At 51.1% G+C, this 16,061-nt stretch carries 10 protein-coding genes; all 10 read left to right on the top strand.

All coding sequences use genetic code 11. The features are described from left to right. Positions 1 to 8: 8 nt before the first annotated feature. The 10 genes from K7B67_RS08155 (at position 9) to K7B67_RS08110 (ending at position 15,970) form a co-directional block, all read left to right on the top strand. The gene (locus K7B67_RS08155; RefSeq protein ID WP_252179851.1) at positions 9 to 1,463 is read left to right on the top strand and encodes a C2H2-type zinc finger protein; all 1,455 of its coding nucleotides are present in this window, start codon (positions 9 to 11) and stop codon (positions 1,461 to 1,463) included. Positions 1,464 to 1,538: 75 nt separating this feature from the next. Then, entirely contained in the window at positions 1,539 to 2,777 is a 1,239-nt protein-coding gene (locus K7B67_RS08150) for a hypothetical protein (RefSeq protein WP_252179850.1), read from the top strand. 75 nt (positions 2,778 to 2,852) lie between these two features. Then, the gene (locus tag K7B67_RS08145) at positions 2,853 to 4,622 is read left to right on the top strand and encodes a hypothetical protein (RefSeq protein WP_252179849.1); all 1,770 of its coding nucleotides are present in this window, start codon (positions 2,853 to 2,855) and stop codon (positions 4,620 to 4,622) included. A 98-nt stretch (positions 4,623 to 4,720) separates the two neighbouring features. Next, positions 4,721 to 6,496: a hypothetical protein gene (locus K7B67_RS08140; protein WP_252179848.1), complete on the top strand. Its 1,776-nt coding sequence runs from the start codon at positions 4,721 to 4,723 to the stop codon at positions 6,494 to 6,496. Positions 6,497 to 6,571: 75 nt separating this feature from the next. After that, positions 6,572 to 7,555 carry a C2H2-type zinc finger protein gene (locus tag K7B67_RS08135; RefSeq protein ID WP_252179847.1) on the top strand — a complete coding sequence of 328 codons (984 nt, stop codon included), beginning with the start codon at positions 6,572 to 6,574 and terminating at the stop codon, positions 7,553 to 7,555. A gap of 75 nt (positions 7,556 to 7,630) precedes the next feature. Then, positions 7,631 to 9,313 carry a hypothetical protein gene (locus K7B67_RS08130; RefSeq protein WP_252179846.1) on the top strand — a complete coding sequence of 561 codons (1,683 nt, stop codon included), beginning with the start codon at positions 7,631 to 7,633 and terminating at the stop codon, positions 9,311 to 9,313. 75 nt (positions 9,314 to 9,388) lie between these two features. Beyond that, on the top strand, positions 9,389 to 11,170 hold the full coding sequence (locus tag K7B67_RS08125; RefSeq protein WP_252179845.1) for a hypothetical protein: 1,782 nt from the start codon (positions 9,389 to 9,391) through the stop codon (positions 11,168 to 11,170). 75 nt (positions 11,171 to 11,245) lie between these two features. Next, positions 11,246 to 13,183: a C2H2-type zinc finger protein gene (locus tag K7B67_RS08120; RefSeq protein ID WP_252179844.1), complete on the top strand. Its 1,938-nt coding sequence runs from the start codon at positions 11,246 to 11,248 to the stop codon at positions 13,181 to 13,183. 75 nt (positions 13,184 to 13,258) lie between these two features. Then, entirely contained in the window at positions 13,259 to 14,671 is a 1,413-nt protein-coding gene (locus tag K7B67_RS08115) for a hypothetical protein (protein ID WP_252179843.1), read from the top strand. 99 nt (positions 14,672 to 14,770) lie between these two features. Then, on the top strand, positions 14,771 to 15,970 hold the full coding sequence (locus tag K7B67_RS08110; RefSeq protein WP_252179842.1) for a hypothetical protein: 1,200 nt from the start codon (positions 14,771 to 14,773) through the stop codon (positions 15,968 to 15,970). Positions 15,971 to 16,061 lie beyond the last annotated feature (91 nt).

The raw sequence follows: 16,061 nt of genomic DNA, 5'->3' as shown, positions 1-16,061 counted from the left end.
TCCAGGCCTTGCTATCCAAAAAATCCTTGATTTTGACCTTGGTCGTTATTTTTTCCGTGTATTGCTCCAATGGCCAGGCTCAGGAAAACAACCAACCCACTCGGATAAGGCTTCTACCTGACGAAAGTGAAGAGAGTGAGACCATTGAATGGTGGGAATTGAAGCAAGACGTCGAAGCTAAGACTTACCGCCGCGCAGCCTCTGACAACGGTTCTGACAGTGAAGACAGCAGCAACTCTGATGAAAACAGCAACAACCGTTCAAATGAAGACAAAACTGAGACCGAAACTGACGTTCAATATGTAACCACGACATTTAATCCTTTTCGACTGTCAAATGAAATCGGTCAGTATTGTGCGACTCTGGAATTGAAAAAGATTAAACAGGAGCCGGTTTCAGACAGTGAAAGACCTGTTGACTCAGAAATAGACGTGACAGAAGCGGACTCTGGTAACGATCCGGAAGTCACCTCACCTGCTGACAGCACCGACCAGGTCGGTCATCTGAAAAAACACAAACAGACCCACCGGCTTGTCGGCCAGGGACCCAAGGTGCACCAGTGTGACCATGAGGGCTGCAACTATAGCACCGGCTACACGAGCCATCTGAGAGTGCACAAACAGACTCACCTTCCTGCCGACCAGAGACCCTGGATTTACCAGTGTAACCATGAGGGCTGCAACTATAAGACCAACTTCCTGAGCCATCTGAAAATGCACAAACAGTCCCACCTGCCTGCCGACCAGAGACCCAAGAGAATCAAGGTGCACCAATGTGACCATGAGGGCTGCAACTACAGCACCGACCGGACGCGCGATCTGGAAAGGCACAAACAAACCCACCTGCCTGCCGACCAGAGAGCCAAGATTTACCAGTGTGACTATGAGGGCTGCAACCACAGCTCCAACTACTCAAACAATCTGAAAATGCACAAACAGACCCACCTGCCTACCGACCAGAGACCCAAGCCGCACCGGTGTGACCATGAGGGCTGCAATTTCTGCACCGACCGCACGAACGATCTGAAAAGGCACAAACAGATCCACCTGCCTGCCGACCAGAGACCCAAGGTGCACCAGTGTGACCATGAGGGCTGCAACTACGGCACCAACCTGACGGCCAATCTGAAAATACACAAACAGGTCCACCTGTCTGCCGACCAGAGACCCAAGAAACCCAAGAAACCCAAGCGACACCGGTGTGTCCATAATGGCTGCCACTACAGAACCAACATGACCGGCAATCTGAACAGGCACAAAAAAATCCACCTGCCTGTCGGCCAGAAGCCTAAGGGATCAAAGATGCACCAGTGCGACTATAAGGGCTGCGACTACAGCACCGATCGGTCGGGCAATCTGAACAGGCACAAACAGGCCCACCTGCCTGCTGACCAGAGACTCAAGAGAAAAGCGCATGACCAGCCGCCCTCTAATGGGAAAAGAAAGAAGGTTGATAAAGAATAGAAACCTCCGACCTCTCTCCAGATTTTGACTAACCTGATTTCCTGATAAACATTTCAACGATTAGGAACTCAGGCCTTGCTATTCAAAAAACCATTGATTTTGACCTTGGCCATGGCCTTTTCTGTACCTGGTTCTAATGGCCACACTCAGGAAAACAACCAACCCACTCAGATAAGGCTTCTACCTGACGAAAGTGAAGAGAGTGAGGCCATTGAATGGTGGGAATTGAAGCAAGACGTCGAAGCTAAGGCTTACCGCCGGGCAGCCTCCGATAACGGTTCTGACAGTGAAATAGCCACTAACGGCACCTCTGATGAAAACAACGACAACCCTTCAAACGAAGACGAATTTGATGCTCAGTATGTAACCACGATATTTAATCCCTTTCGAGCATCCGATGAAATCAATCAGTATTGTGCGACTCTGGAACTGAAAAAGATTAAGGAGGAGCCGGTTTCAGACAGTGAAATAGCCACTGAGTCAAAGGCAAAAGTGACAGAAGCGAAACCCAATACACCCAAGGTGCACCGGTGTGACTATGCGGGTTGCAACTACAGAACCCACCACAAGGGCAATCTGAATGCACACAAACAGACCCACCTGCCTGCCGACCAGAGACCCAGGATGCACCAGTGTGACCATGAGGGCTGTAACTACAGTGCCAACACGATGGCTAGTCTGAAAAAGCACAAACAGATCCACCTGCCTGCCGACCAGAGACCCTGGATGTACCAGTGTAACCATGAGGGCTGCAACTATAGGACCAACTTCCTGAGCCATCTGAAAATGCACAAACAGTCCCATCTGCCTGCCGACCAGAGACCCAAGAGAATCAAGGTGCACCAATGTGACCATGAGGGCTGCAACTACAGCACCGACCGGACGCGCGATCTGGAAAGGCACAAACAAACCCACCTGCCTGCCGACCAGAGAGCCAAGATTTACCAGTGTGACTATGAGGGCTGCAACTACCGCACCGACAAGGCAGGCAATCTGAAAATGCATAAACAAACCCACCTGCCTGCCGACCAGAGACCCAAGGCGCATAAGTGTGACCATGAGGGCTGCAACTACAGCACCGAACACGCGGGCAATTTGAAAAGGCACAAACAGGCCCACCTGCCTGCCGACCAGAAACCTGAAAGGCCCAAAGTGCACCAGTGCCACCATGAGGCCTGTAACTACATTGCCGACCGCCCGAACCATCTAAAAAGACACAAACAGACTCACCTGCCTGCCGACCAGAGACCCAAAAGGAAAGCGTATGACCAGCCGCCATCCAACAAGAAAAGAAAGAAGGGTGATAAAGAATAGAAACCTCTGATCTTTCTCCAGATTTTGACTAACCTGATTTTCCAACAAACATTTTAGCGACTGAGAAGCCAGGCTTTGCTATCCAAAAAACCATTGACTTTGACCTTGGCCATTGTCTTTTCTTTGTATTGCTCTAACGGCCATGCTCAGGAAAACAGGTTGCCTTTACTTTCCGCTCTGACTGTCGGCAAGGCACTTATCAAGACCCCGAAGCCCTTTATCGAGTTCTCATCCACGAATACCCGGATAATGCTTCTACCTGACGAAAGTGAAGAGAGTGAGGCCATGACTTACTGTCGGGCAGCCTCTGATGATAGTGCCAACAGCGAAGATAGTGACAGCGAAGACAGTGGCAGTGAAGACAGCGACACCTCGGATGAAAACAGCGACAACCGTTCAGACGAAGCTGATGTTCAGTATGCAACCACGACACTTAATCCTTTTCGAGTATCGAATGAAATGACTCAGTATTGTGCGACTCTGACACTGAAAAAGATTAAGCAGGAGCCCAGTTCAGACATTGAAATAGCCACTGAGCCAGAAGCAGAAGTGACAGAAGTAGACTCTTCTAAAAATCTGGAAGTCACCTCACCTGCTTTCAGCAGCGACCACATGGGTCACCTGAAAACGCACAGGCCCCGTCTGCCTGCCGACCGGAGACCCAGGGCGAGCCAGTGTGACCATGAGGGCTGCAACTACAGTACCCGCTACACGACCCATCTGAAAAGGCACAAAAAGACCCACCTGCCTGCCGACCAGAGACCTAAGGTGCACCAGTGTGGCCATGAGGGCTGCAACTTCAGAACCGACCTGACGGCCAATCTGAAAACGCACAAACAGACTCACCTGCCGATCGACCAGAGAGCCAGGGTGTACCAGTGTGACCACGAAGGCTGCAACTTCAGAACCGACCTGACGACCAATCTGAAAATGCACAAACAGATCCACTTGCCTGTCGGCCAGAGACTCAAGAGACACCAATGTGACCATGAGGGCTGCAACCACGGCACCAACCGGGTGGGCGATCTGAAAAGGCACAAACAGACCCATCTGCCTTTCGACCAGAGAGACAGGATGTACCAGTGTAACCATAAGGGTTGCAGCTACAGCACTAACTACCCAAGCAATCTACAAAAGCACAAACAGACCCACCTGCCTGCTGACAAGAAACCCAAGAGACCCAAGAGATCCAAGCTGCACCGGTGTGACCATAAAGGCTGCAACTACATCACCAACAACACAGGCCACCTGAAAGAACACAAACAGTGCCACCTTCCCGCCGACCAGAGAATCAGGAGACCCAGAGTGCACAGGTGTAACCATGAGGGCTGCAACTTCAGCACCAACATGATGGGTAATCTGAAAAAGCACAAACAGACTCACCTGCCTGCCGACCAGGACGAAGCTGAACCTGGTGTTCAGTATGTAATCACGACACTTAATCCTTTTCGAGTATCCAACGAAATCAGTCAGTACTGTGCAGCTCTGGAACCGAAAAAGATTAAGCAGGAGCCCGATTCAGACAATGAAATACCCACTGAGTCAGAGGTAGACGAAACAGGCCCGGACTCTGTTAAACACCAGGAAATCACCTCACGTACATACAGCACCGACCAGACAGGCCGGCTGAAAATGTACGAACAGATCCACCAGCCTGCTCACCAGAAATCAAAGCTGCACCAGTGTGACCACGAAGGCTGCAACTACAGCACCAACAAGTCGTGCAATCTGAACAGGCACAAACAGACCCACCTGCCTGCCGACCAGAGACCTAAAAGACCCAAGAGAAAAGCGTACGACCAGCCGCCATCTAACGAGAAAAGAAAGAAAGGTCATCAAGAATGACCCGCCTTCCAGCCCCCTCAAAGAAATCTCCAACCTCTCTCCAGATTTTGACTAACCTGACTTCCCAATAAACAGTTCAACGACTGGGAACTCAAGCCTTGCTATCCAAAAAACCATTAATCTTGACCTTGACCTTGGCCATGGCCATGGCCTCTTCTGTACATAGTTCTAATGGCCACGCTCAGGAAAAGAGCATGCCTTTGCTCTTTGCCCTGCCGCTCTTTGACACCCCAGTCCGGGATGGACTACCGGAACTTGACTCTACGGTTAAAGCTATCGCCACTGAGATACAGAAAAGAGATGCTCAGCAACGAGAAATCATTGCAACAGCTAAACAAAGGGGTCTGATCCTCTTTTGCTTTAGAGGCGATAACAGGCCCGGGGAACAGGGAGCAGAGGAAAGTGAAGAAGAGAGCGAGGCCATTGAATGGTACCACACCGACACGCCACGAGTTTGCTTCGATGATGACATCCTCTTAAAGCCAGACATTCGCTATTGCTTTTATTCTGCCACAGGCCTCTTTCCTGCCACAGGCGTCTTTCCTGACCCTGACGTCGAAGCCAGGATTTACCTTCGGGCAGCCTCTGGTGATAGTGCCGACAGCGAAGACAGTGGCAATGAAGACAGCGGCACCCCTGATAAAAACGGCGACAACCATTCAAATGAAGACGAAGACGAAGCTGATGCCGACTCTGATGTTCAGTATGTAAATTCGACACTTAATCCTTTTGGAGTATCAACTGAAATCATTCAGTATTGTACCGCACTGGAACTGCAAAAGATTAAGCAAGAAACCGTTTCAGACGGTGAAATACCTACTGAGTCATGGGTAGACGTGACAGAAGCCGACTCTGTTAACCACCCGGGAATCAACTCACCTACTGACAGCACCGACCACACCGGCCATCTGAAAAAGCACAAACAGACCCACCGGCCTGCCAACCAGAGAGCCAAGATGCACCAGTGTAACCATGAAGGCTGCAACTACAGCGCCAGCCGGGCGGGCCATTTGAAAGATCACAAACAGACCCACCTGCCTGCCGACCAGAGAATCAGGAGACCCAAGGTGCACCAGTGTAACCACAAAGGCTGCGACTATAGCACCGCCCGGGTGAGCTATCTGAAAAAGCACAAACAGGCCCACCTTCCTCCCGACCAGAGACACAAGATAGCCAAGGTGTACCAGTGTGGCCATAAGGACTGCAACTACCGCACTTACTACACGTGCAATCTGAAAACGCACAAAAAAACCCACCTGCCTGCCGACCAGAGACCTATGAGATCCAGGAAACCCAAGATGCACCAGTGTAACCATGAGGGCTGCAACTACAGCACCGACCAGGCAAGTAATCTGAAAAGGCACAAAGAGACCCACCTGCCTGCCGACCAGAGAGCCAAGTTGTGGTGGTGTCACCATGAGAGCTGCAACTACAGCACCGACCTGGCAAGTAATCTGAAAAGGCACAAAGAGACCCACCTGCCTGCCAACCAAAGAGCCAAGTTCCAGTGTGACCATGAGGACTGCAACTTCAGCACTTGTCACAAGAGCAATCTGAAAAAGCACAGACAGATCCACCTGCCTGCCGACCAGAGGCCCAAGCTGCACCATTGTGGCCATGAAGGCTGCAACTACGGCACCAACAACCTGGGCCATCTGAAAGGGCACAAACAGACCCACCTGCCTGCCGACCAGAGACCCAAAAAAACCAAGGTGCACCAATGTGACCATATGGGCTGCGACTACAGAACCGATCGAGCGAACTCTCTGAAAAAGCACAAACAGCTACACCTGTTTGCTGACCAGAGACCCAAGAGAAAAGCGTACGACCAGCCGCCATCTAACGGGAAAAGAAAGAAGGTTGATAAAGAATAGAAACCTCGGACTTCTCTCCAGATTTTGGCTAACCTGAATTATCAATAAATAGTTCAACGACTGGGAACTCAGGCCTTGCTATCCAAAAAACCATTGATTTTGATCTTGGCCATGGCCTTTTCTGTGCATAGTTCTAACGGCCACGCTCAGGAAAAGAGCATGCCTTTGCTCTTCACTCTGCAAGTAGGCTTCGGAAATTACCAACCGACCCGGATAAAGCTTTCACCTGACGATGGCCTGAAAAAAGAGAATATTGAAGAAGAGAGCGAGGCCATTGAATGGTGGGAGTTGAAGCAAGAACCCGAGGAAAACGACAGTGACACGCTACAAGTTTGTTTCGATGATGACATTCTCTTAAAGCCAGACATTCGCTATTGCTTTTATTCTGCCACAGGCGTCTTTCCTGCCACAGGCGTCGAAGCTAAGGCTTACAGTAGGGCAGCATCTGATAAGGGTTCTGGCAGTGAAGACAGCGGCACCCCTGATAAAAACGACGAAAACTGTTCAAATGAAGACGAAGCTAATGCCGACTCTAATGTTCAGTATGTCACCACGACACTTTATCCTTTTCCGGTATCAAATGAAATCAGTCAATATTATACGACTATGGTACTTAAAAAGATTAAGAAAGAGCCTGTTTCAGATAGCAAAATGCCCACTGAGTCAGAGGGAGACGAGACAGAACCGCACTCTGTTAACCACCAGGAAATCCCCTCACCTTCATACAACAGCGATCAGGCGGGCCGTCTGAAAATGCACGAACAGATCCACCTACCTGTGAACCAGAGACCCAAGGTGCACCAGTGTGACCATGAAGGCTGCGACTACAGCACCGGCCGGACGAGCAATCTGAAAAGGCACAAACAGACCCACCTGCCTGCCGACCAGAGACCCAAGGTGCACCAGTGTGACCATGAGGGCTGCAACTACAGAACCGATCAGCCGCACGCTCTGAAAAGGCACAAACAGATACACCCGTTTACTGACCAGAGACCCAAGAGAAAAGCGTACGACCAGCCGCCATCTAACGAGAAAAGAAAGAAGGTTGATAAAGAATAGAAACCTCGGACTTCTCTCCAGATTTTGACTAACCTGACTTCCCAATAAACAGTTCAACGACTGGGAACTCAGGCCTTGCTATCCAAAAAACCATTGATTTTGATCTTGGCCATGGCCTTTTCTGTGCATAGCTCTAATGTGCATAGCTCTAATGTGCATAGCTCTAATGTGCATAGCTCTAATGGCCACGCTCAGGAAAAGAGCGAGACTATTGAATGGTGGCAGTTGAAACAAGAACCTGAGGCGAACGACAGCGATATGCCACGAGTTTGCTTCGATAATGACATCCTCTTAAAGCCAGGCACCCGCTATTGCTTTTTGCCTGCCACAGGCGTCTCTCCTGACTCTGGCGTCGAAGCTAAGACTTACTGTCGGGCAGCCTCGAATGAGGACCCTGGCAATGAAGACAACGGCACCTCTGATGAAAGCAGCGACGACCATTCAAACGAAGGCGAAGCTGATGCTCAGTATGTCACCACGACACTTTATCCTTTTCCGGTATCAAATGAAATCAGTCAATATTATACGACTCTGGTACTTAAAAAGATTAAGAAAGAGCCCGTTTCAGTCAGCGAAATGCCCACTGAGTCAGAGGGAGACGAAACAAAACCGGACTCTGTTAACCACCAGGAAATCACCTCGCCTGCATACAGCAGCGACCAGGCGAGCCGTCTGAAAATGCTCGAACAGATCCACCTGCCTGTGAACCGGAGACCCAAGGTGCACCAGTGTAACCATGAGGGCTGCAACTATCGCACCTTCCGGGCGAGCCATCTGAACAGGCACAAACAGACCCACCTGCCTGCCGACCAGAGACTCAAGCAGCACCAGTGTAACCATGAGGGCTGCAACTATTGCACCGGCCAGAAATGCCATCTAAAAAGGCACAGACAGACCCACCTGCCCACCAACCAGAGACTCAAGCAGCACCAGTGCGACCATGAGGGCTGCAACTACAGCACCAGCCGGGCGGACCATCTGAGAGAGCACAAACAGAACCACTTGCCCGCCGACCAGAGAACCAGGAGGAGACTCAGGGGGCACCGGTGTAACCATGAGGGCTGCAACTACAGCACTTACCACATGGGCAATCTGAATAGGCACAAGCAGACCCACCTGCCTGCCGACCAGAGACCCAAGAGACCCAAGGTGCACCAGTGTGACCATGAGGGTTGCAACTACAGCACCAGCTACACGACCCATCTGAAAATACACAAACAGACCCACCTGCCAGCCGACCAGAGACCCAGGAGACCCAGGAGACCCAGACCCAGGAGGCCCAAGGTGCACCAGTGTGACTATGAAGGCTGCAACTACAGCACCGACCAGACAAATAATCTAAGAAGGCACAAAGAGACCCACCTGCCTGCCAACCAGAGGCCCGAGAAACCCAAGGTGCAACAGTGCGACCATGAGGGCTGCAACTACAATACCAACCTGCTGACTAATCTAAAAAGGCACAAACAGACTCACCTGCCTGCCGACCAGAGAGTCAAGGTGCACCGGTGTGACTATGGGGACTGCCACTACAGCACCAACCTGAAAGGCAGTCTGAAAAAGCACAAAGAGATCCACCTGCCTGCCAACCAGAGAGCCAAGTTGCAGTGTGACCATGAGGACTGCAACTACAGCACTTACCACACGAGCCATCTGAAAAGGCACAAACGAATACACCTGCCTGCTGACCAGAGACCCAAGAGAAAAGCGAACGACCAGCCGCCATCTAACAAGAAAAGAAAGAAGGTTGATAAAGAATAGAAACCTCGGACCTTTCTCCAGATTTGGACTAACCTGATCTCCCAATAAACAATTCAACAACTGGGAACTCAGGCCTTGCTATCCAAAAAACCATTAATTTTGATCTTGGCCATGGCCTTTTCTGTGCATAATTCAAACGGTCACGCTCAGGAAAAGCGCATGCCTTTGCTCTTTGCCCCGCCACTCTTTGACATACCCGTCCGGAATGCACTACCGGAACCGGACTCTACGGTTAAAGCGATAGCCACTGAGATACAGAAAAGAGAGGCTCAGCAACGAGAAATCATTGCAACAGCCAAACAAAGGGGGAGACTGATACTCTCTTGCTTTAGAGGCGATAACAGGCCTGGGGAACCTGCCACAGGCGTCGAAGCCATAGCTTACGGTTGGACAGCCTCCGATAGTGGTTCTGGCAGTGAAAACAGCGACACTTCTGATGAAAACAGCGGCACTTCTGATGAAAACAGCGACAGCCATCCTGGCGAAATTGAAGCTGAAGCCAACTCTGATGTTCAGTATGTCAATTCGACACTTAATCCTTTTCGAGTATCAAATGAAATCAGTCAGTATTGTGCAGCTTTGGAACTGAAAAAGATTAAGCAAGAGCCCGATTCAGACAGTGAAAGAACCACTGAGTCAGAGCTCGACGAGACAGAACCGGACTCTGTTAACGATCAGGAAATCACCTCAACTGCATACAGCATCGACCAGACGGGCCGTCTGAAAATGCACGAACAGATCCACCTGCCTGCTGACCAGAGAATCCAGATGTACCACTGTGACCATGAGGGCTGCAACTACAGCACCGAACACGCGGGCAATTTGAAAAGGCACAAACAGGCCCACCTGCCTGCCGACCAGAGACCCAAGAGTTCCAGGCTGCACCAGTGTGACCATGAAGGCTGCAACTACAGCACCGACCAGGCGAGCAATTTGAAAAGGCACAAACAGGCCCACCTGCCTGCCGACCAGAGACCCAAGAGATCCAGGCTGCACCAGTGTGACCATGAAGACTGCAACTACAGCACCGACCAGGCGAGCCATCTGAAAAGGCATAAACAGACTCACCTGCCTGTCGACCAGCGATCCAAAAGACCCAATGAGCAAGAGTGTGACCATGAAGGCTGCAACTACTCCACCTGGCTGGCAGGCAACCTGAAAAGGCACAAACAGACCCACCTGCCTGCCGACCAGAGACCCAAGAAACCCAAGAGACCCAAGCTGCACCAGTGTGACCATGAAGGCTGCAACTTCATCACCGACAGCACGAGCCATCTGAAAGAGCACAAACAGACCCACCTGCCTGCTGACCAGAGATCCAAAAGACGCAAGGTGCAAGAGTGTGCCCATGAAGGCTGCAACTACAGGACCACCATGAAAGGTAATCTGAGAAGGCACAAACAGACCCACCTGTCTGCCGACCAGAGATCCAAGGTGCACCGGTGTGACCATGAGGGCTGCGACTTCAGAACCGATCGGGAGCACTCTCTTAAAAGGCACAAACAGATACACCTGTTTGCCGACCAGAACGAAGCTGAACCTGGTGTTCAGTATGTAAACACGACACTTAACCCTTTTCGAGCAGCCAATGAAATCAGTCAGTCCTGTACGACTTTGGAGCCGATTAAGCAGGAGCCTGACTCAGACAGTGAAATACTCACTGAGTCAGAGGTAGACGTGACAGAACCGGGCTCTGTTAACCACCCGGAAATCCCCTCACCTGCTCACAGCACCAACCAGACGTGCCGTCTGAAAATGCACAAACAGACCCACCTGCCTGCTGACCAGAGACCCAAGAGAAAAGCGTACGACCAGCCGCCATCTAACGAGAAAAGAAAGAAGGTTGATAAAGAATAGAAACCTCGAACCTCTCTCCAGATTTTGACTAACCTGACTTACCAGTAAACAGTTCAACGACTGGGAACTCAGGTCTTGCTCTCCAAAAAACCATTGATTTTGATTTTGATCCTGGCCATGGCCTTTTCTGTGCATAGTTCTAATGGTCACGTTCAGGAAAAGAGCATGCCTTTGCTCTTTGCTCTAGTTGTGGGCAAGGCACTGATCAACACCCCGAAGTCTTTTATTGAGGTTTCATCCACAGAAGGAGTTTACGTCAGAGAGGCTAATGCCCTACCCCTCTTTGACGATCCGCAACGGGAAATCATTACAACAGCCAAACAAAGAGGAAGTCTGATGTTCTCTCGCTTGAGAAGCGACAAAAGGCCTAAGGAACCAGAAAAAGAGAATATTGAAGAAGAGAACGAGGCCATTGAATGGTCTTACCGTCGGGCAGCCTCTGATGATAGTGCCTACAGCGAAGACAGTGACAGTGAAGACAGTGACAGTGAAGACAAGGGTACCTCTGATGAAAACAGCGACAACTGTTCTGACGAAGACGAAACTGATGTTCAACCTGTCTACAAGGCACCTGATCCTTTTCAGGCATTAAACGAAATCAGTCAGTATTGTGCGACTCTGAGACTGGAAATGATGGATCAGGAGTCCATTTCAGGCAGGGAAATACCCACCGCGCCAGAGCCCCAACTGCCTGTCGACCGGAGACCCGGGAAACTCAAGGTGTACCCGTTCGACCATGAGGGCTGCAACTATAGCACCGGCTACACGAGCCATCTGAGAGCGCACAAAAAGACCCACCTGCCTGCCGACCAGAGAGCCAGGGTGCACCAGTGTGACCATGAGGGCTGCAACTACAGCTCCGACAATACGTACCATCTGAAAAGGCACAAACAGACCCACCTGCCTGCCGACCAGAGAGTCAAGGCGCACCAGTGTGACCATGAGGACTGCAATTACAGCGCCGAATGTGCGAGTGATCTGAAAAAGCACAAGCGAACCCACCTGCCTGCCGACCAGCGGCCCAAGATGCATCGGTGTGACCATGAGGGCTGCGACTATATCACCGACTACAGGAGCAGTCTGAAACAGCACAAGCAGACCCACCTGCCTGCCGACCAGCGGCCCAAGGTGCACCGGTGTGACCATGAGGGCTGCGACTATATCACCGACCACAGGGGCAGTCTGAAAAAGCACAAACAGACCCACCTGCCTGCTGACCAGAGACCCAGGGTGCACCAGTGTGACCATGAAGGCTGCAGCTACAGCAGCGACCAGAAGGGCAATCTGAAAAAGCACAAACAGACCCACCTGTCTGCCTACCAGAAACCCAAAGGCCCCAGAATTCACAAATGTGACTATGAGGGCTGCGGCTACAGCACCCGAAACACGAACCATCTGAAAACACACAAACAGACCCACCTGCCTGCCGACCAGAGACTCAGGGTGTACCAGTGTGACCATGAGGGCTGCGAGTTCGGAACCGACCACCGGAGCAGTCTGAAAACACACAAACAGACCCACCTGCCTGCCGACCAGAGACCCAGGGTGCACCACTGTGACCATAAGGACTGCAAGTACAGTACCAACCGGGCGGATCATCTGAAAGTGCACAAACAGACCCACCTGCCTCTCGACCAGAGACCCAAGGTGCAACACTGTGACCATGAGGGTTGCAACTTCAGCACAGACCGGACGGGCAATCTGAAAGCGCACAAACAGACCCACCTGCCTGCTGGCCAGAGATCCAGGGTGCACCACTGTGACCATGAGGGCTGCAAGTACGGCACCGACCGGAAGGATCATCTGAAAGTGCACAAACAGATCCACCTGCCTGCCGACCAGAGACACAGGATGTACCAGTGTGATCATGAGGGCTGTAACCACAGCACCGACCGGAAGGACAATCTGAGAAGGCACAAAGAGACCCACCTGCCTGCCGACCAGAGACCCAAGAGAAAAGCGTACGACCAGCCGCCATCTAACGAGAAAAGAAAGAAGGTTGATAAAGAATAGAAACCTCGAACCTCTCTCCAGATTTTGACTAACCTGACTTACCAGTAAACAGTTCAACGACTGGGAACTCAGGTCTTGCTCTCCAAAAAACCATTGATTTTGATTTTGATCCTGGCCATGGCCTTTTCTGTGCATAGTTCTAATGGTCACGTTCAGGAAAAGAGCATGCCTTTGCTCTTCGCCCTGGCTGTCGGCAAGGCACTGATCAACACCCCGAAGTCTTTTATTGAGGTTTCATCCACAGAAGGAGTTTACGTCAGAGAGGCTAATGCCCTACCCCTCTTTGACGATCCGCAACGGGAAATCATTACAACAGCCAAACAAAGAGGAAGTCTGATGTTCGCTCGCTTGAGAAGCGACAAAAGGCCTAAGGAACCAGAAAAAGAGAATATTGAAGAAGAGAACGAGGCCATTGAATGGTCTTACCGTCGGGCGGCCTCTGGTGATAGTGCCTACAGCGAAGACAGTGACAGTGAAGACAGCGGTACCTCTGATGAAAGCAGCGACAACTGTTCTGACGAAGACAAAACTGATGTTCAACCTGTATATAAGGCACCTGATCCTTTTCAGGCATTAAACGAAATCAGTCAGTATTGTGCGACTCTGAGACTGGAAATAATGGATCAGGAGTCCATTTCAGGCAGGGAAATACCCACCGTGCCAGAGCCCCGACTGCCTGTCGACCGGAGACCCGGGAAACTCAAGGTGCACCCGTGCAACCATGAGGGATGCAACTACAGCAGCAACCTGCCGGGCAATCTGAAAAAGCACAGGCAGACCCACCTGCCTGCCGACCAGAGACCCAGGGTGCACCACTGTGACCATAAGGGCTGCAAGTACAGTGCCAACCGGGCGGATCATCTGAAAGTGCACAAACAGACCCACCTGCCTCTCGACCAGAGACCCAAGGTGCAACACTGTGACCATGAGGGCTGCAACTTCATCACGGACCGGACGGGCAATCTGAAAGCGCACAAACAGACCCACCTCCCTGCTGGACAGAGATCCAGGGCACACCACTGTGACCATGAGGGCTGCGAGTACCGCACCAACCGGGAGGATCATCTGAAAAAGCACAAACAGACCCACCTGCCTGCCGACCAGAGACACAAGCTGCACCAGTGTGATCATGAGGGCTGTAACCACAGCACCGACTGGAAGGGTAATCTGAAAGCGCACAAACAGACCCACCTGCCTGCCGACCAGAGACCCAAGGTGCACCGCTGTGACCATAAGGGCTGCAAGTACCGCACCGACCGGGAGGATAATCTGAAAGTGCACAAACAGACCCACCTGCCTGCCGACCAGAGAAACAGGATGTACCAGTGTGATCATGAGGGCTGTAACCACAGCACCGACCGGAAGGGCAATCTGAAAAGACACAAAGAGACACACCTGCCTGCTGACCAGAAACTCAAGAGACGCAAAAGGAAAGCGTATGATCTGCCGTCATCTAGCCAAAAAAGAAAGAGGAGTGATCAAGAGTGATCCGCCTCACAACCCACCTCAAAGAAACTTCGAACCTCTCTCCAGATTTTGACTACCCTAACTTCCCAATAAACATTTCAACGACTGGGAACTCAGGCCTTGCTATCCAAGAAACCATTAATTTTGACCTTGACCATGGCCTTTTCTGTGAATAGTTCTAATGGCCACGCTCAGGAAAAGAGCATGCCTTTGCTCTTCGCCCTGGCTGTCGGCAAGGTAATTATCAACACCCCGAAGCCCTTCCCCGACCTATCACGGGTCGAAGAAGAAGAGAGCGAGGCCATTGAATGGTGGGAGTTGGAGCAAGAACCCGAGGCAAACGACAGTGACACGCCACGAGTTTGCCTCGATGATGACATCCTCTTAAAGCCAGACATTCGCTATTGCTTTTCTCCTGCTACAGGCGTTTCTCCTGCCACCGGCGTCGAAGCTAAGGCTTACAGCAGAGCAGCCTCTGATGATAGTGCCAACAGCGAAGACAGTGGCAGTGAAGACAGCAGCACCTCTGATAAAAACGGCGACAACCGTTCAAATGAAGACGAAGCTAAAGCCGACCCTGATGTTCAGTATGTAAATACGACACTTAATCCTTTTCGAGTATCAAATGAAATCAGTCAGTATTGTGCAGCTCTGAAACAGAAAAAGATTAAGCAAGAGCCCGATTCAGACAGTGAAATAGCCACCCTAAAAACGCACAAAGAGACCCACCTCCCTGCCAACCGGAAACACAAGGTGCACCAGTGTCTCCATGAAGGCTGCAACTACAGCACCAGAAAGTCGTGCAATCTGAAAAGGCACAAACAGACCCACCTGCCTGCCGACCAAAGAACCAGGGCGCATAAGTGTGACTATAAAGGCTGCAACTACAGCGCCGCCCGGGCGTTCAATCTGAAAACGCACAAACTAACCCACCTGCCTGATGACCAGAGACCTAAAGTGCACCAGTGTGTCCATGAAGGCTGCAACTACAGCACCTGCCACAAGAGCTATCTGAAAGAGCACAAAAAGACCCACCTGCCTGTCGACCAGAAACACAAGGTGCACCGGTGTCTCCATGAAGGCTGCAACTACAGCACCAGCAAGTCAGGCAACCTGAAAAGGCACAAAGAGACCCACCTGCCTGCCAACCAGAGAGCCAAGTTCCAGTGTGACCATGAGGACTGCAACTACAGCACTTATCACACGGGTAATTTGAAAACGCACCAACAGAGCCATCTGTTTGCCAACCAGAAACTCAAGAGAAAAGCGCATGACCAGCCGCTATTTAACAAGAAAAGAAAGAAGATTGATCAAGAATGATCCGCCTCACAACCCATCTCAAAGAAACCTCGAACCTCTCTCCAGATTTTTGACTAACCTGATTTCGCACTAAACAGTTCAACGACTGGGA

It is taken from the genome of Endozoicomonas sp. 4G (genome assembly GCF_023822025.1).
Taxonomy (GTDB): domain Bacteria; phylum Pseudomonadota; class Gammaproteobacteria; order Pseudomonadales; family Endozoicomonadaceae; genus Endozoicomonas_A.
Note: the sequence above shows the minus strand (reverse complement) of the source record. Positions and strands in the feature narration are given on the sequence as shown.